The organism is Faecalibacterium sp. Marseille-Q4164, assembly GCF_017377545.1.
In the GTDB taxonomy this organism is placed as follows: Bacteria; Bacillota; Clostridia; order Oscillospirales; family Ruminococcaceae; genus Faecalibacterium; species Faecalibacterium duncaniae.
Genome location: NZ_JAFREJ010000013.1, coordinates 17,324 through 32,178 on the forward strand (window position 1 = coordinate 17,324; position 14,855 = coordinate 32,178).

Sequence of the window (14,855 nt, forward strand, 5' to 3'; positions counted from 1 at the left end):
GTCCCCTCCCTTACTTCAAAAGCTCATACAGAGCCTGTGCGCACGCGCCGGTGTCGATGATGCCCTCGGGCATGGGGATGCCGGCCTTGACCAGCTCATCCCGCAGCTCGGCAGCCTGCGGCACATCCAGCCGCAGGGCGCGCACCTTTTCGGTCTGGCTGAACACCTCTTTCGGGGTGCCCTCCATGACCACATTGCCCTTGCTCATCACCAGCACGCGGTCGGCCTGAGCAGCTTCTTCCATATAGTGGGTGATGGACACCACCGTGATGCCCATATTCTTGTTCAGATGGTGGATGGTCTGCATCACCTGCTCCCGGCCCCGGGGATCAAGCATGGCGGTGGCCTCGTCCAAGATCAGGCAGTCGGGCCGCATGGCGACCACGCCCGCAATGGCAACGCGCTGCTTCTGGCCGCCGGACAGGTTGTGGGGCGCACGCTCCCGGTACTCGTAGATGCCCGCCATCTTCATCGCTTCATCCACGCGGCGGCGCATCTCCTCCGGCGGCACGCCCAGATTTTCCAGCGCAAAGGCGACATCTTCCTCCACCACGGTGGCAACGATCTGGTTGTCCGGGCTCTGGAACACCATGCCCACGGTCTGGCGGATATCGTAGATCTTGTCCTCGTCTTTGGTGTCCATCCCCTCCACCAGCACAGTACCGCTCTCCGGCAGGAGGATGGCGTTGAAGTGCTTGGCCAGCGTGGATTTTCCACAGCCGTTGGCCCCCAGCACTGCCACAAATTCGCCCCGCTTCACCTCAGCCGACACGCCGTTCAGGGCGTAGTCCGGCTGTTCCGGGTCATAGCGGAACTTCAGATCTTTCGCAGTTAAAATCGTTTCTTCCATAGGTTTTCTCTTTCCGGTGGTGCGCCCTTCTCAAAAGGGCTGTACCCCATTCTTGGTTCTTCTTCATTTTTTCAGAATGGCTGTCGTCAGGACACTCCCCCAGTCTGCTTCGCAGACAGCCCCCTCTGAGATGGGGCCTCTTGCGCAACCGAGAAGTTTTCCGGCAAACGGTCAACGTTCCCGCCATGCCAAAGGCTCCCTCCCCGAGGGAGCTGGCACGGCGACAGCCGTGACTGAGGGAGTTCATTCTTCCCAAATGGCCGTTGCGCCGCAGGGCACAACGCCACCGGTGGCGGAAACGGGCAGGCCGATCTCATCACAGCTGGTCTTGCCGCCAAAGCGTGGCACCAGTGTGGTCTTGAGCATATACTCCATGACCGCGGGGGACAGGCCGGTGGTGTAGCTGTTGACCGCAAAGAAGAGGGGCGTATCGCTCAGCACTTCCTCGCACTGGCTGATGAGCTCGTAGATGCAGTCCTCCAGCTTCCAGATCTCGCCGCCGGGGCCGCGGCCGTAGCTGGGCGGGTCCATGATGATGCCATCGTAGGTGTTGCCCCGGCGCTTTTCCCGGGCCACGAACTTGGCGCAGTCGTCCACCAGCCAGCGGATGGGCCGGTCAGCCAGACCACTGGCCACGGCGTTGTCCTTGCCCCACGCTACGATGCCCTTGGAAGCATCCACATGGCAGACAGTAGCCCCCGCAGCGGCACAGGCCAGCGTTGCGCCGCCGGTGTAGCCAAACAGGTTCAGCACCTTGACAGGGCGGCCTGCCGCACGGATCTTTCTGGCGTACCAGGCCCAGTTAACGGCCTGCTCCGGGAACACGCCGGTGTGCTTGAAACCGGTGGGGCTGACGATGAGGGTCAGCTTGTCCTCGCCCTCACCGCAGGAGATCTTCCACTTCTCAGGCAGACGGCGGCGGTACTCCCACTCTCCGCCGCCCTGATTGGAGCGGTGGTAGATGGCATCGGCCTTGGCCCAGAGCGGGCTCTGCTTCTCGGTTTTCCACACCACCTGCGGGTCGGGCCGGATGAGGATGGTCTCTCCCCAGCGTTCCAGGCGGTTGCCGCCGGTGGCATCCAGCAGCTCGTAATCTTTCCAACTATCTGCAGGGCGCATAAGCGTCCTCCTTTCTCTCTTCAAACGGCTCAGAACAGGCTCTGCTGGCCGTTGTCCTCCGGGCTTCCGGTCTCGGGGGCTTTCAGGCCCAGGTGCTCATAGGCAAGGCGGGTGGCACAGCGGCCACGGGGGGTACGGGTCAGAAATCCCATCTGCATCAGGTAGGGCTCACACAGATCCTCCAGCGTCACGGCCTCCTCGCCCAGCGCCGCCGCCAGCGTTTCCAGGCCCACAGGGCCGCCGTTGTACATCTCAATGATGGCGCGGAGCAGGCTGCGGTCCAGCTCGTCCAGACCCAGCGCGTCCACGTCCATCCGCTTCAGGCTCATCAGGGAAACATCCCGGTCGATGATGCCATCCCCCAGCACGGTGGCAAAGTCGCGGACACGCTTCAAGAAGCGGTTTGCCACGCGGGGGGTGCCCCGGCTGCATTTGGCCAGCTCGTAAGCGCCCTCCGGGGTGATGGGCTGGTCGAGGATGCCCGCCGAGCGCTGGATGATCCGGCTCAGCTCATCGGGGCTGTACAGCTCCAGCTTGAGCAGCACACCGAAGCGGTCCCGCAGGGGGCCGGTGATCTGGCCCGCACGGGTGGTAGCGCCCACCAGCGTGAAGCGGGGCAGGTTGATCCGGATGCTCTGGGCGCTGGGGCCCTTGCCGATCATAATATCCAGCGCGTAATCCTCCAGCGCCGGGTAGAGCACCTCCTCCACCTGCCGGGACAGGCGGTGGATCTCATCAATGAAGAGCACGTCGCCCTCCTGCAGATTGGTCAGCAGGGCGGCAAGGTCGCCGGGCTTCTCAATGGCCGGGCCGCTGGTGATGCGGATCTGCACCCCCATCTCGTTGGCGATGATGCCCGCCAGCGTGGTCTTGCCCAGGCCCGGGGGGCCATAGAGCAGGATGTGATCCATGGGCTCGCCGCGCCGCTTGGCGGCTTCCAGATAGATTTTCAGGTTCTGCTTGACCTTGTCCTGTCCGATGTAGTCCTCCAGATGCTGCGGGCGAAGGCTGTTTTCCTCGTTGTCCGCCGCCGTTAAGCCGGGCTGCATCATTTTTGCGCCATAGAGCGCGGTTTCGTCCTGCATGGATTACCTCCTGCCTGCCATGCCCCGCAGGGCCAGCTTGATGATCTCTTCCACGGGAAGGCTTGCGTCGATCTTGGAAACGGCCAGAGCGGCTTCGCTCTGGCTGTACCCCAGCGAGACCAGCGCCGCAATGGCCTGCCCGGCTCCCTGTGCGGCGGGGGCGGCAGTGGCCGCGCCCACATCCTCGAGGTTGATGCCATCCACAAAGCCCTTTGCCACCTTATCCTTCAGCTCCAGCACGATGCGCTGGGCCAGCTTGGGGCCCACGCCGGATGCCGCCTTGAACGCCTTGTGGTCGCCCGCCGAGATTGCCAGCGCCACCCGGTCAGGCTCCATCACGCTGAGAATGGCCAGACCCACCTTGGGGCCCACACCGGAAACGGCAGTCAGCAGCTCAAAGCAGCTCTGCTGCTCCTCAGTGGCAAAGCCGTACAGGCTGATGTCATTTTCGGTCACGCTCATCACGGTGTAAAGGGTGGCTTCCCGGCCCACCCCGGGCAGTGCGCCCGCAACGCTGGTCGGGCACTGTACATAGTAGCCCACCCCGCCGCAGCTCACCACCACAGCGTTCAGGGTCTTTTTGATGATTTTTCCGGATAGACTGTAAATCATAGTTTTCCTCCAGCAGCCTTCCCCTCTCAGTCTTGCATTCGCTCGCCAGCTCCCCCAAAGGGGGAGCCAAAGCATCGAATTGGGCGGCTGCTACTATACCAAAAGCCGCGATTGCCTCTCCCTTCGGGAGAGGTGGCAATGCGCAGCATTGACGGAGAGGGCTCAGATCGGCCCAACGCCCCTTCTTGCAAAGCGGTTCAGCTGGTTGCCGTTGGTATGGCAAAAGGTGATGGCCATGGCCAGTGCATCGGCGGTATCATCGGGCTTGGGCACAGCAGGCAGATGCAGCAGGATGCGGGTCATCTCCTGCACCTGCTTTTTCACGGCCTTGCCGTAGCCGGTAACGGCCTGTTTTACCTGCATGGGGGTGTACTCGTAGATGGGGATGCCCGCCTGCGCCGCCGCCAGCAGGATGACCCCGCGGGCCTCGGCCACGCCGATCACGGTGGTCTGGTTGTGCTGGTAGAACAGCTTTTCGATGGCAAGCACCTCAGGCTGTGTCCGTTCGATGACCTCCCGGATGCCGGTGTAGACCTCGTCCAGCCGCTGCTCAAACGGCACCCCGGCATCGGTGCACACGGCCCCGAAATCCACCGGTGCAAACCGGTTGCCCGCATAGTCCAAAACGCCCCAGCCCACAATGGCGTAACCCGGGTCGATGCCCAAAACTCTCATTCTGCGATACCTTTCCTATTATAATCAATGTATTATACCACAAACCGGCGTTCAGGGCAACGGAAACACCTTGGGGCGGTTTACAAAATGTGCGCTGGGCGGCTGATTTTCCATCCACAGTAAACCCGGCATCAAAAAGTTTGCAGAATTTTCAAAAAAGGGCTTGCTTTTTGCCCGGCGGTATGATATCATAATCAAGCTGATTGCGGCACAAACAGAATATGGACGGTTAGCTCAGCTGGTAGAGCATCTGCTTGACGTGCAGGAGGTCACAGGTTCGAGTCCTGTACCGTCCACTCGTGGAAAAGAACCATCGACTTCGGTCGGTGGTTCTTTTTGTTTTGCTGGCGCTTTGCGGGATGGTGTGGTATACTCGGCTTAGTTCAACAACTCGGAATTTGGAGATATTGTGTATGAAAAAGAAAATGTTATGCTCTATAGTAATTGTGATTGCATTTTTAATTTGCTGTATCGTATATTTCAAGCCTTTATCACTTTCAGATGTTGCAGAGGCTGACAACCAGATGAAAATGATATACAGCCAGATTGGAGTAGAAAATGGTGAGGCATACATTGATTCTGTGAATTACCAGGATATTACCATAGACCAAAAGAATGCCATTCTATCTCTGTTAGATAAATATACTTACAGGAGAACAGTAGGTACACTATTTTCAAATGGGTCTACATCCGATTTAGGGAACAAAACACTTTCTATTTATGTGTATGATGATGATTTGCTGATCAACAGTGTATTTGCGACATCATCAGGGAAAGTTGTCATCAATGAAAAAACTTATAATATGGAAGACGCTGAACGGTTTATTGAGCAAATGATTGAAATAATGAACTAAGCAGACAACTTCCAGTTTGCCGTACTCGTTCCTGGCAGGGTTTGGAGCAGGCGTACTCCAACAAGAGCACTTCGGAAACTCGCAGGAGCTTGAGAAGTGAAGTCCCGGATGGCCCCTGCACCGCCCGGGGAAAAGAACCATCGACTTCAATCGGTGGTTCTTTTTGTTTTGCTGGCGCTTTGTGGGATGGTGTGGTATACTCGGCTTAGTTCAACAACGCGGAATTTATAAAGGAGAATATTGATGAAACTGTTTTTATGTTCGCACTTTTCAAGTGTAGGAAGTCTGATAAAGGAAGAAATTGAAAATAAAAAAGTCGCATTTATTCCAACAGCTTCGCTGCGTGAAGGCTACACCGGTTATGTCGGCTCGGCTCGAAAATTATTCAAAAAGTTGGGAGCAATCGTAACTGAAATTGATATTTCAACGGAGGCTTATTCAACGATACAGTCTGTTTTTGAAGATGCGGATGTGATATATTTTACCGGCGGAAATTCTTTTTTCCTTATAGACCAGCTCCGTAAAACGGGAACGGATGAGCTGTTGAAGAAAGAATTGGCAAAGGGAAAACTGATGATTGGTGAATCGGCAGGTGCGATTATATGCGCTCCAAGCATCCAATATATCGAGCAAATGGATGAAAAGCCGGAGGACTACTCACAAGAAGATGATACAGGGCTTAATTTGATTGATTTCTATGTTCTTCCGCATTATCTTACAGCACCATTTAAGAAAGTTACCGAGAAAATAATGACTGAGTTTTCGGATTTGAATCTATGCCCAATTAACAACCGTCAGGGAATTGTAATTGATGGTGAAGGTTCAAAGGTTATTTGCAAAGACTAAGTGGTTCTTTTTGTTTTGCTGGCGCTTTGCGGGATGGTGTGGTATACTCAGCTCAACAAATCAAACTCTGGAGAATGACTATGCAAAAGATCCGTACTGCCACCTTTGAAGATCTGGCTGCCATTGCCGCCGTGGAGGCGGCCTGCTTTCCGGCTGCGGAGGCGGCCACAAAAGAAGAATTTGCCGGGCGGCTGGCCCATTATGCCGACCACTTCTGGCTGCTGTTCGAGGACGAAAAGCTCGTCTCCTTTGTGGACGGCTTTGTGACCGATACCCCCGACCTGACAGACGAGATGTACGCCGACGCTTCCCTGCACGATGCGCATGGGGCGTGGCAGATGATCTTTGGGGTGAACACCCTGCCCGAATACCGGAAACAGGGCCTGGCCGGGCAGCTGCTCCGCCGGGCCATCGCCGATGCAAAGGCTCAGGGCCGCAGGGGGCTGGTGCTCACCTGCAAGGACAGGCTCGTGCACTATTACGCCGGCTTCGGCTTTGTCAGCGAAGGCGTTTCCGGCTCCACCCACGGCGGCGTGGTGTGGTACCAGATGCGGCTGACCTTCTGAACTTCCTACAAAAAGCAGCGCCCCCGCCTGCCGGAAACACCGGTGAGCGGGGGCGCTTTGCATTTGCTGGGAGGATATGGTCTACCTGCACCACTGGGCAAACTCTGCGTCTGTGCACTTGACGTAGTGGCTGCCCGTAGATCTGACACGACGCGCCCGAGAGGCTCACAGACAAAAAAGGAGCCCGCTGTACGAACACAACGGGCTCCTCTTGGTTCTGATCTTACTTCGCGTACTCGATGGCGCGGCTCTCGCGGATGACGTTGACCTTGATCTGGCCGGGATAATCGAGGGTATCCTCGATCTTCTTGGCGATCTGGCGGGCCAGCAGGATGACCTGATCATCGCTGATGACATCAGGCTTGACCATGATGCGGACTTCACGGCCGGCCTGAACGGCAAAGGCCTGCTCCACGCCCTCAAAGCTGGAAGAGATCTCCTCCAGATTTTCCAGACGCTTGACATAGCTCTCCACGTTCTCGCGGCGGGCACCGGGACGTGCAGCGCTGATGGCATCGCAGGCCTGAATAATAAAGGCCAGCGGGGTCTTGGGCTCCACATCGCCGTGGTGGGCCTCAATGGCATGGATGATCTGGGTGTTTTCCTTGTACTTGCGGCAGATATCCACACCGATCTGGACATGGCTGCCCTCGATCTCGTGGTCAAGGGCCTTGCCGATATCATGCAGCAGACCGGCACGGCGGGCCAGCGTGACGTTCACGCCCATCTCGCCTGCCAGCAGACCGGCCAGCCAGGCCACCTCCATGCTGTGGGTCAGAGCGTTCTGGCCAAAGCTGGTGCGGTACTTCAGGCGGCCGATGAGCTTGATGAGGTCGGGGTGCAGGCCGTGGATGCCAAGCTCCATCACGGCGCGCTCGCCCTCCCGCTTCATCTGCAGCTCAAGGTCGTGGCGGCACTTCTCCACCGTCTCCTCAATGCGGGCGGGGTGGATGCGGCCATCACCGATCAGGCGCTCCAGCGTCATGCGGGCAACCTCGCGGCGGGTCTGGTCAAAGGAGGACAGGGTGATGGCCTCCGGGGTATCGTCGATGATAAGATCCACGCCGGTGGCAGTTTCCAGCGCGCGGATGTTGCGGCCCTCACGGCCGATGATACGGCCCTTCATCTCGTCGCTGGGCAGGGGCACCACGCTGACGGTGGTCTCGCTGCAGTGGTCAGCGGCGCAGCGGCTGATGGCCTGACCGATCATGTTGCGGGCGATGTTATCGCAGTTTTCCTTCAGATCGGTCTCGTAGGCAGCCACACGGACAGCCTTCTCGTGGGTGAGCTCCTCGTCCACCTTGTGCAGCAGCACTTCGCGGGCATCCTCCTGGCTCAGGCCCGCCAGGGTCTCCAGGCGCTCCATCTCCTTGGCACGGATGGCATCCACCTCAGCCAGACGGCTGTCGGCCTCCTCGTGCTTTTTCTTGAGCTCTTCTTCCTTCTTTTCCAGGGCTTCGGTCTTGCGGTCCAGCGCATTTTCCTTCTGGTCAATGCGGTTCTCCTGGCGGCTGATCTCAGCACGGCGCTGCTTGATCTCCTTGTCGGCCTCTGCCTTCTGGGCATCGACCTCGGCTTTCAGGCGGAACGCCTCGTCCTTGGCTTCCAGAACAGCTTCTTTTCGTTTTTGGTCAGCGGTCTTGATTGCTTCGTTCACCAGGCGGGTAGCCTCGGCTTCTGCGCTGCCGATCTGTGCCTCGGCGGTCTTTTTACGGTTGTTGTAACCAATAAAATAACCCGCGCCGGCAGCAACAGCAGCAACCACGACCACGATCAACAGAATGATCGGGGACATCGTGTTCACTCTCCTTACAATTAAAGTTCAAAATCAACTAAAATCTGGAGACGCTGCCGTGCAAGGCGTGGGTCAACAATACAAAATCAAGCTCTCAACAACAAAACAGACAACAGCACCGCACAAAAAGGGCATGTTTGCCCCTGCGGCCTGATGCAGCTTTTTTATCTACAAGGTTTTCATATAAAAACGGGCAGATGAAGCCCCATTGAACTTTGGTTGCGGAAGATCCCTGCACGCAGCGTCATGGATTCCATACTACTTCTTATATTACGAAACATTTGGTACAATGTCAAGTAAAGTGAAAGGAATTTTCTAAAAAAACAGCCATTATTCCAGATACATCCGCCGCAGCCGCATCAGGCGGGCGGGGGTCAGGCCGTATTCCGCCTCGAGATAGGCATCGGTGGTGCCGTACTCTTTGCGGATGGTGTCCAACACAAAGGGGGCAGACTCCGGGTGGACACCGGCAATGCCCTGATAGAACTGCTTCTGTTCCGGATGCGCCTCGATCTCCTCGGCATGGGCGGCCCAGATCTTTTCCAGCTCCGGGCGGCGGCAGACATTGGTCCGGACAAAATCCTGACAGATCGTTTCATCGGAAGCGCCCAGCGCCAGCAGGATGAGCATGGCCGCCACGCCGGTGCGGTCTTTCCCGCCGGAGCAGTGGAACAGGATCGGCGTTTCGCCCGCCTCCAGCGCCCGGAACAGCTCCTTGTAGGCCTTATTGCGGAAGAGCATCTGCTCATACATGGCATCGGCGAGGTTATGCTCCACATCCTTCTTGCCCTTGAGCAGCTTTTCAATGTCCCCGGGAGAAAAGGAGATCTCGCTTCCGTCCGGGTGGCAAAGCCCGCAGATGCGCACCAGCCGCGCGCCATCGGGTACATAGTCAGGCTGCTCCGCTGCCTCGGACTCGCTGCGCAGGTCGAGGATGAGCCGCAGACCCAGGCTGTCCAGCAGCTTACGGTCAGCCGCCCCGGTCAGCAGTCCCGTAGGAATGCCGCGGTAGATCTGCCCCCACTTGACATGCTTGCCCTCGTCGGCCTCGTAGCCGCCCAGCTCCCGGAAGTTGTTTCCGCCCGCAAAGGGCAGCTGGGTGCCCGGAGCCGGGTGCTGCGGTGCCGCCTTGGGGGCGGCGCTGGACAGCACCGGGAAGTTGTAGAAGGGCTTTGCCGGGCGGCCCCGCCGGGGCGGCAGGGATGCCGCGCCCCCGATGACCTCCATCAGGTAGCCCCGCAGCAGGTCAAGATAGGCCGAGTTGTGGTCCCGCCGCTGCACCATCGAGACGCAGAGGGGCGGCAGATCTTCCAGCAGCACGTCCCGTACCCGGTCCAGCTCCCGCCGTGCCCCCGGCTCGTAGCGGGTCAGGCAGGTGCAGAGCTGCTCCTGGACCAGATAGTACGCCTGATAGAAGCTGGGGCCGATCTCCGCGTTGGGCGCAAAGCCCTCCCGGGCGCAGGCATCCCACAGGGGGCTGAACAGATCCTGCCGCAGGCTGGGCAGCAGCACCCGCTGGCCCCGCAGGGCCGAAAGCGGCACCCGCTCCTTCTCCCAGAAGGGATGGCCGCGCGGCACCAGCAGGCAGGCCGGGTCGGCCCGCAGGGTGGTGCGGGCCAGCACCGGAGCCGCCGTGCCCAGATCCATCACAAGGCCCGCGTCCAGCTCGCCCTGCTCCACACCATCGGCCACGGCATCGTTTTCCAGCAGGCGGAACCGCATCTCAATGTGGGGGTACTGCTGGCGGAACTTGTCCAGCTGGGTCTCCAGCCCGGGCAGGTAGTCCGGCACCAGCGAGACACTGATGCCGATGCGCACCGGCTGGGCCGACTGGATCTCCGCATGGAGGGCCGCCTGCATCTGCTGGAACTGCTCCACCACCGGGGCCGCATGGCGCTGCAAGCTCAGCCCCCGCTCGGTGAGCGAGAGCTTGTGGTGAGCGCTGACGAACAGCGGGCCGCAGAGCTCGGCTTCCAGCGCCGTGATGCTCTGCCGCAGGGCCTGCCGCGACAGAAACAGCCGCTGTGACGCGCGAGTGTAGTTCATTTCTTCGCACAAAACCAGAAAATAATGCAGCTGGCGGATATCCATGGGTTCCTCCTGAAGGGTGGTGTATCAATAGATTAAGGATACCGCCTTTTTGCCCGCTTGTAAAGGCCGCGCGGGCAAAAAGTCCCTCCCGGATTGACACATCCCGCCGCATGGTGTAGACTTCAAGCAGCAGAATTTTTCTCCCCGAGGAGAGAAGCTCCATCAACCACACAGAAAGAAGGTATTTTCCATGAAAGTCATCGCTACTGAAAAGGCTCCCGGCGCGATCGGCCCCTACTCCCAGGGCTTCATCGCAGGCGGTTTCGTCTACACCTCCGGCCAGATCCCTGTGAACCCCGCAGACGGCACTGTGCCCGAGGGCATCGCCGCCCAGACCGCGCAGAGCTGCAAGAACGTGGGTGCGATCCTGGAAGCCGCCGGCTCCGGCTACGACAAGGTCATCAAGACCACCTGCTTCCTGGCCGATATCGCCGACTTTGCCGCCTTCAACGAGGTCTACGCAAAGTACTTCACCTCCAAGCCCGCCCGCAGCTGCGTTGCCGTCAAGGATCTGCCCAAGGGTGTCCTGTGCGAGATCGAGGCCGTGGCAGAGGCGTAAGCTCCCGAATTGCACCGGCTTTGCGTTCTCCCCTTTACAACGCTCTGAAATTGTGCCATAATTTACTGTATTAAAGGGAAAGCCGTTCCGGTGCCGCAACTCGGCGGCGGAGAACGGAAAGAGAGGGGTAAACTGTTATGAGCAAGACGATGATCCCGCAGAACTACACACCCGCGCTGAACCTGTACGACACCCAGCGTGCCATCGGCACCGTGAAGCGGCTGTTTGCCGACACCCTGTGTGCCACGCTGAACCTCTACCGCGTGTCGGCTCCGCTGTTTCTGGAGGCTTCCACCGGCCTGAACGACGACCTGAACGGCGTGGAACGCAAGGTCACCTTTGACATCCGGGACAGCGGCATTGAGGCACAGGTGGTGCAGTCGCTGGCAAAGTGGAAGCGCAAGGCCCTGAAGGACTACGGCTTCCGCGTGGGCAAGGGCCTGTACTGCGACATGAACGCCATCCGCCGGGACGAGGAGCTGGACAACCTCCACTCCGTCTATGTGGACCAGTGGGACTGGGAGAAGGTCATCCGCGAGGAGGACCGCAGCGAGGCCTACCTGAAGAACGTGGTGCGCTCCATCGTGTCGGCTGTCTGCGCCACCGAGATGAACCTGCACGCCATGTTCCCCCAGCTGCAGGATCTGCCCCTGCACACCCCCAACGTGACCTTTATTACCACCCAGGAGCTGGAGGACAAGTACCCTGACCTGACCCCGAAGGAGCGCGAGAACGCCTTTGTAAAGGAAAACGGCACCACCTTCCTGATGAAGATCGGTGCTCCCCTGAAGAGCGGCAAGCCCCACGATGGCCGCGCCCCCGACTACGATGACTGGGACCTGAACGGTGACCTGCTGTTCTGGAACGAGCCCCTGCAGTGCAGCTACGAGCTGAGCAGCATGGGCATCCGCGTCAGCCCCGAGAGCATGGACCGGCAGCTGACCATGGCAGGCTGTGACGACCGCCGCACCCTGCCTTTCCACAAGGCAGTGCTGAGCGGTGAGCTGCCCTACACCATCGGCGGCGGCATCGGCCAGAGCCGTCTGTGCATGCTGCTGCTGGGCAGCGCCCACATCGGCGAAGTACAGGCAAGCGTCTGGGACGAAGCCACCCGCGCGGCCTGCGCAAAGGCCGGGATCCCCCTGCTGTAAGCAAAACACGAGAAAAGGCTCTCTGCCAAAACCGGCAGAGAGCCTTTTTTGCATCTCAGCTTCTGAAAAGCAAGCCCACATTTTTCTTTTTGCGGCGATTCCCGCCCAGCCGCCAGACAAGCCAGGCATAGAGCAGGTTCATGGCCAGGATGGCCGCACACCACAGCACCGTCTGCCGGGTGGTCTGCTGATAGACCAGCAGGAACGGGTAAGGCCCGGTGATGAGCCGCTGGTAATTGGCCCAGAGGGCCACAGAGCCATAGAGCATCGTGGGGACCAACGCCAGCGGAACGCACCGCGCAGGCAGCTTTGGCTCCCGTTCCAGCAGGACAAAGGAGACAAAGGCACACAGCGGGTTGAGCAGGTGGTGGTAGAGCATGGAGCTCTCGGTCAGCAGAAATACCACGCCGCCCTGGTCGGCACAGTAGGGCCCCAGCACGAACACCACGGTCAGGAAGGTCATGGTCAGGCAGCAGGTGGCAATGTACTTGAGTGTCTTGACCCAGCGGGGCAGCTGCCGCCCCGTGAACAGGCAGATTACCTGACACACCGCCACCAGCAGGCAGACAAAGAACGCAAAGACATTGGAGTTCTCGGTGTAAAAGGTGAAGGTCTGGTTGCCCACCGCTTCCCAGGTCATCCGGATGGCCACCGGCTCCCACCGCACGATGCAGAGGTTCAGGAAAATGGAGCAGAGAATGGCGATCTTCTTGATCATTTTGCGGTATTGATGAAGCTGCGGTTGTCCCACAGGTACTTGATGCCGGAGATGGCGGTGGCAATGGCCACCAGCCAGCACAGCCAGTAAGAGAGGAACACGCAGTCAGCGCCTATCATAATGAAATTGCCCCAGGTCAATGCGGTGCCGAAGTAGTAGAAGATGATGGTCAGCATCTGCAGCACAGTCTTCACCTTGCCCCACATGTTGGCGGCGATGACCTTGCCGTCCTTGGCACCGGCGGCCACCATGCGCAGACCGGACACGGCGAACTCACGGGCCAGGATGATGCAGAGCACCACCGGGCTGCACACGCCGTCCCGCAGCATGTAAATGAAGGCCACGGTGGTCAGCAGTTTGTCGGCCAGCGGGTCGGCAAACTTGCCAAAGTCGGTGACCATGTTCCACTTGCGGGCCAGATGGCCGTCCAGAAAATCGGTAAAGCTGGCCGCGGCAAAGATGATGCCCGCCACCAGATACCAGGTGGGGTTGAAATCTTCCGTGCCGATCTGGGTCAGGGAAACGAAGACCATGAACACCGGCACCAGAATGATGCGGGTCAGGGTGAGCTTATTGGGCAGATTCATATAGATTCCTCCAATTTGTTATTTTGCAACCGTGCCGTACAGATCGTAAAGGTCACTGTCTTCCACCAGCACATCATAGAACTGGCCGGGGTAGAGCGGCTCCTCGCTGGAAACGTAGACATTGCCGTCCACCTCGGGGGCATCGCCGGTGGTGCGGCAGAGGTACAGGCCGCTCTCCTCGTCGATGCCGTCACAGAGCACACGGACGGTCTGGCCCACCTTCTCGGCCTGTTTCTGGGCCATGATGCCGGTCTGGATCTGCATCACCAGCTCAGCGCGCCGGTCCTTGGTCTCCTGATCGATCTGGCCGTCCATCTTTGCGGCCACAGTGTTCTCCTCGGCAGAATAGGCAAAGCAGCCCAGACGGTCAAATCTGACCTCCTTGACAAAGTTGCACAGGTCCTCGAACTGCTCCTCGGTCTCGCCGGGGAAGCCCGCGATCAGGGTGGTGCGCAGGGTGATGCCGGGGATCTCCCGGCGCAGCTTGCCGATGACCTCCAGCAGCTCTGCGCGGTTGGAGCGGCGGTTCATGTTCTTGAGGATGGTATCGTTGCAGTGCTGGATGGGCAGGTCGAGGTAAGGCACCACCTTCTCGTTCCGCTTCATGGCAGCAATAAAGTCATCGGTGATGCGCTCCGGGTAGGCGTACATGATGCGGATCCACTCAAGGCCCGGCACCTTGTTCAGCTTGTCCAGCAGCTCACAGATGCTGCCGGGCTTGCCCCAGTCCTCGCCATAGGCGGTGGGGTCCTGGGCCACCACGATCAGCTCCTTCACGCCCTCACCGGCCAGCCAGCGGGCCTCGGCCACGCAGTCGGCCAGATCGCGGCTGTGCAGCGGGCCGCGGATGCCGGGGATGGCGCAGTAGTGGCAGCGGTTGTTGCAGCCCTCTGCGATCTTTAAGTACGCATAGTGGGCAGGCGTGCCGATGACGCGCTTGCCGCCCAGCGGGAAGTCCTTTTTGGCACCGTAGCTTTCCAGATGGTTCTCGCCGTGGAACAGGCGGGCCACGATGGTGTCAATGGCCTTGTTGGAGGCACAGCCCACCACAGCGTCCACCTCGGGGATCTCCTCCTCGATCTGGCTGCGGTAACGCTCGGCCAGGCAGCCGGTGACGATGACCTTCAGCTCCGGGTTCTGCTGCTTGTAGGCGCAGGCCTCCAGAATGTTCTCAATGGCCTCGGTCTTGGCGCTCTCGATAAAGCCGCAGGTGTTGACCAGAATAACATCGGCTTCACCCAGGTCGGCCACCGTCTCGTGACCGGCCGAAAGCAGGATGTGCACCATCACGTCCAGATCGACCTGGTTCTTGGGGCAGCCAAGGGAAATACATGCAATTTTCATAAG

At 59.3% G+C, this 14,855-nt stretch carries 15 protein-coding genes and 1 tRNA gene; 6 read left to right on the plus strand and 10 right to left on the minus strand.

Annotated elements, in window-relative coordinates:
* Window positions 1-10: 10 nt before the first annotated feature.
* The 5 genes from J3352_RS10685 to ruvC all read right to left on the minus strand — a co-directional run bounded on the left by J3352_RS10685 (window position 11) and on the right by ruvC (window position 4,341).
* Window positions 11-850 (minus strand): energy-coupling factor transporter ATPase, encoded by an 840-nt coding sequence (locus J3352_RS10685; RefSeq protein WP_005934864.1) that lies wholly within the window; start codon window positions 848-850, stop codon window positions 11-13.
* A 243-nt stretch (window positions 851-1,093) separates the two neighbouring features.
* Window positions 1,094-1,969 (minus strand): class I SAM-dependent methyltransferase, encoded by an 876-nt coding sequence (locus J3352_RS10690; RefSeq protein WP_005934865.1) that lies wholly within the window; start codon window positions 1,967-1,969, stop codon window positions 1,094-1,096.
* 29 nt (window positions 1,970-1,998) lie between these two features.
* The gene (gene ruvB, locus J3352_RS10695; RefSeq protein ID WP_005934866.1) at window positions 1,999-3,054 is read right to left on the minus strand and encodes a Holliday junction branch migration DNA helicase RuvB; all 1,056 of its coding nucleotides are present in this window, start codon (window positions 3,052-3,054) and stop codon (window positions 1,999-2,001) included.
* A gap of 3 nt (window positions 3,055-3,057) precedes the next feature.
* A complete protein-coding gene (gene ruvA / locus J3352_RS10700) occupies window positions 3,058-3,666 on the minus strand; it encodes a Holliday junction branch migration protein RuvA (protein ID WP_156067035.1) in 609 nt (202 codons plus the stop codon).
* 162 nt (window positions 3,667-3,828) lie between these two features.
* Window positions 3,829-4,341: a crossover junction endodeoxyribonuclease RuvC gene (gene ruvC, locus J3352_RS10705; protein ID WP_005934868.1), complete on the minus strand. Its 513-nt coding sequence runs from the start codon at window positions 4,339-4,341 to the stop codon at window positions 3,829-3,831.
* 223 nt (window positions 4,342-4,564) lie between these two features.
* Here ruvC and J3352_RS10710 point away from each other — a divergent pair.
* The 4 genes from J3352_RS10710 to J3352_RS10725 all read left to right on the plus strand — a co-directional run bounded on the left by J3352_RS10710 (window position 4,565) and on the right by J3352_RS10725 (window position 6,607).
* Window positions 4,565-4,637: transfer RNA gene (locus tag J3352_RS10710), tRNA-Val, on the plus strand.
* Window positions 4,638-4,754: 117 nt separating this feature from the next.
* Window positions 4,755-5,195 carry a hypothetical protein gene (locus tag J3352_RS10715; RefSeq protein WP_156067038.1) on the plus strand — a complete coding sequence of 147 codons (441 nt, stop codon included), beginning with the start codon at window positions 4,755-4,757 and terminating at the stop codon, window positions 5,193-5,195.
* A gap of 243 nt (window positions 5,196-5,438) precedes the next feature.
* On the plus strand, window positions 5,439-6,041 hold the full coding sequence (locus J3352_RS10720; protein WP_156067041.1) for a Type 1 glutamine amidotransferase-like domain-containing protein: 603 nt from the start codon (window positions 5,439-5,441) through the stop codon (window positions 6,039-6,041).
* A gap of 74 nt (window positions 6,042-6,115) precedes the next feature.
* A complete protein-coding gene (locus tag J3352_RS10725) occupies window positions 6,116-6,607 on the plus strand; it encodes a GNAT family N-acetyltransferase (RefSeq protein ID WP_156067044.1) in 492 nt (163 codons plus the stop codon).
* A 223-nt stretch (window positions 6,608-6,830) separates the two neighbouring features.
* Here J3352_RS10725 and rny read toward each other — a convergent pair whose 3' ends face one another.
* Both rny and J3352_RS10735 read right to left on the minus strand, forming a co-directional pair.
* Complete coding sequence (gene rny, locus J3352_RS10730) at window positions 6,831-8,402, minus strand: ribonuclease Y (RefSeq protein ID WP_005934875.1); 1,572 nt, start codon at window positions 8,400-8,402, stop codon at window positions 6,831-6,833.
* A gap of 330 nt (window positions 8,403-8,732) precedes the next feature.
* Window positions 8,733-10,493 (minus strand): tyrosine-protein phosphatase, encoded by a 1,761-nt coding sequence (locus J3352_RS10735; protein WP_156067047.1) that lies wholly within the window; start codon window positions 10,491-10,493, stop codon window positions 8,733-8,735.
* A 190-nt stretch (window positions 10,494-10,683) separates the two neighbouring features.
* On the opposite strand from J3352_RS10735, the gene J3352_RS10740 reads away from it, so the two are divergent.
* Window positions 10,684-11,052, plus strand: coding sequence for a RidA family protein (locus J3352_RS10740; RefSeq protein ID WP_156067050.1), 369 nt, complete (start codon window positions 10,684-10,686; stop codon window positions 11,050-11,052).
* A gap of 137 nt (window positions 11,053-11,189) precedes the next feature.
* On the plus strand, window positions 11,190-12,203 hold the full coding sequence (asnA, locus tag J3352_RS10745) for an aspartate--ammonia ligase (RefSeq protein ID WP_156067053.1): 1,014 nt from the start codon (window positions 11,190-11,192) through the stop codon (window positions 12,201-12,203).
* 55 nt (window positions 12,204-12,258) lie between these two features.
* Here the strand turns inward: asnA and J3352_RS10750 are convergent, their stop codons facing one another.
* Genes J3352_RS10750 through rimO form a run of 3 tightly spaced genes read right to left on the minus strand, consistent with a single transcriptional unit; the run spans window position 12,259 to window position 14,852 of the window.
* Window positions 12,259-12,921 carry a hypothetical protein gene (locus J3352_RS10750; protein WP_156067056.1) on the minus strand — a complete coding sequence of 221 codons (663 nt, stop codon included), beginning with the start codon at window positions 12,919-12,921 and terminating at the stop codon, window positions 12,259-12,261.
* Window positions 12,918-13,508 carry a CDP-diacylglycerol--glycerol-3-phosphate 3-phosphatidyltransferase gene (gene pgsA, locus J3352_RS10755; protein ID WP_156067059.1) on the minus strand — a complete coding sequence of 197 codons (591 nt, stop codon included), beginning with the start codon at window positions 13,506-13,508 and terminating at the stop codon, window positions 12,918-12,920. The genes J3352_RS10750 and pgsA overlap by 4 nt, the downstream gene beginning before the upstream one ends.
* Window positions 13,509-13,526: 18 nt before the next feature.
* Window positions 13,527-14,852 (minus strand): 30S ribosomal protein S12 methylthiotransferase RimO, encoded by a 1,326-nt coding sequence (gene rimO, locus J3352_RS10760; RefSeq protein ID WP_156067062.1) that lies wholly within the window; start codon window positions 14,850-14,852, stop codon window positions 13,527-13,529.
* Window positions 14,853-14,855: the final 3 nt, after the last annotated feature.

Coding starts and splice junctions, on each gene's coding strand:
- rimO (WP_156067062.1), bottom strand. CDS start 14,852: ATGAAAATTGCATGTATTTCCCTTGGCTGCCCCAAGAACCAGGTCGAT.
- ruvB (WP_005934866.1), bottom strand. CDS start 3,054: ATGCAGGACGAAACCGCGCTCTATGGCGCAAAAATGATGCAGCCCGGC.
- J3352_RS10735 (WP_156067047.1), bottom strand. CDS start 10,493: ATGGATATCCGCCAGCTGCATTATTTTCTGGTTTTGTGCGAAGAAATG.
- J3352_RS10685 (WP_005934864.1), bottom strand. CDS start 850: ATGGAAGAAACGATTTTAACTGCGAAAGATCTGAAGTTCCGCTATGAC.
- asnA (WP_156067053.1), top strand. CDS start 11,190: ATGAGCAAGACGATGATCCCGCAGAACTACACACCCGCGCTGAACCTG.
- J3352_RS10715 (WP_156067038.1), top strand. CDS start 4,755: ATGAAAAAGAAAATGTTATGCTCTATAGTAATTGTGATTGCATTTTTA.
- J3352_RS10690 (WP_005934865.1), bottom strand. CDS start 1,969: ATGCGCCCTGCAGATAGTTGGAAAGATTACGAGCTGCTGGATGCCACC.
- pgsA (WP_156067059.1), bottom strand. CDS start 13,508: ATGAATCTGCCCAATAAGCTCACCCTGACCCGCATCATTCTGGTGCCG.
- J3352_RS10725 (WP_156067044.1), top strand. CDS start 6,116: ATGACTATGCAAAAGATCCGTACTGCCACCTTTGAAGATCTGGCTGCC.
- J3352_RS10750 (WP_156067056.1), bottom strand. CDS start 12,921: ATGATCAAGAAGATCGCCATTCTCTGCTCCATTTTCCTGAACCTCTGC.
- ruvC (WP_005934868.1), bottom strand. CDS start 4,341: ATGAGAGTTTTGGGCATCGACCCGGGTTACGCCATTGTGGGCTGGGGC.
- ruvA (WP_156067035.1), bottom strand. CDS start 3,666: ATGATTTACAGTCTATCCGGAAAAATCATCAAAAAGACCCTGAACGCT.
- J3352_RS10720 (WP_156067041.1), top strand. CDS start 5,439: ATGAAACTGTTTTTATGTTCGCACTTTTCAAGTGTAGGAAGTCTGATA.
- J3352_RS10740 (WP_156067050.1), top strand. CDS start 10,684: ATGAAAGTCATCGCTACTGAAAAGGCTCCCGGCGCGATCGGCCCCTAC.
- rny (WP_005934875.1), bottom strand. CDS start 8,402: ATGTCCCCGATCATTCTGTTGATCGTGGTCGTGGTTGCTGCTGTTGCT.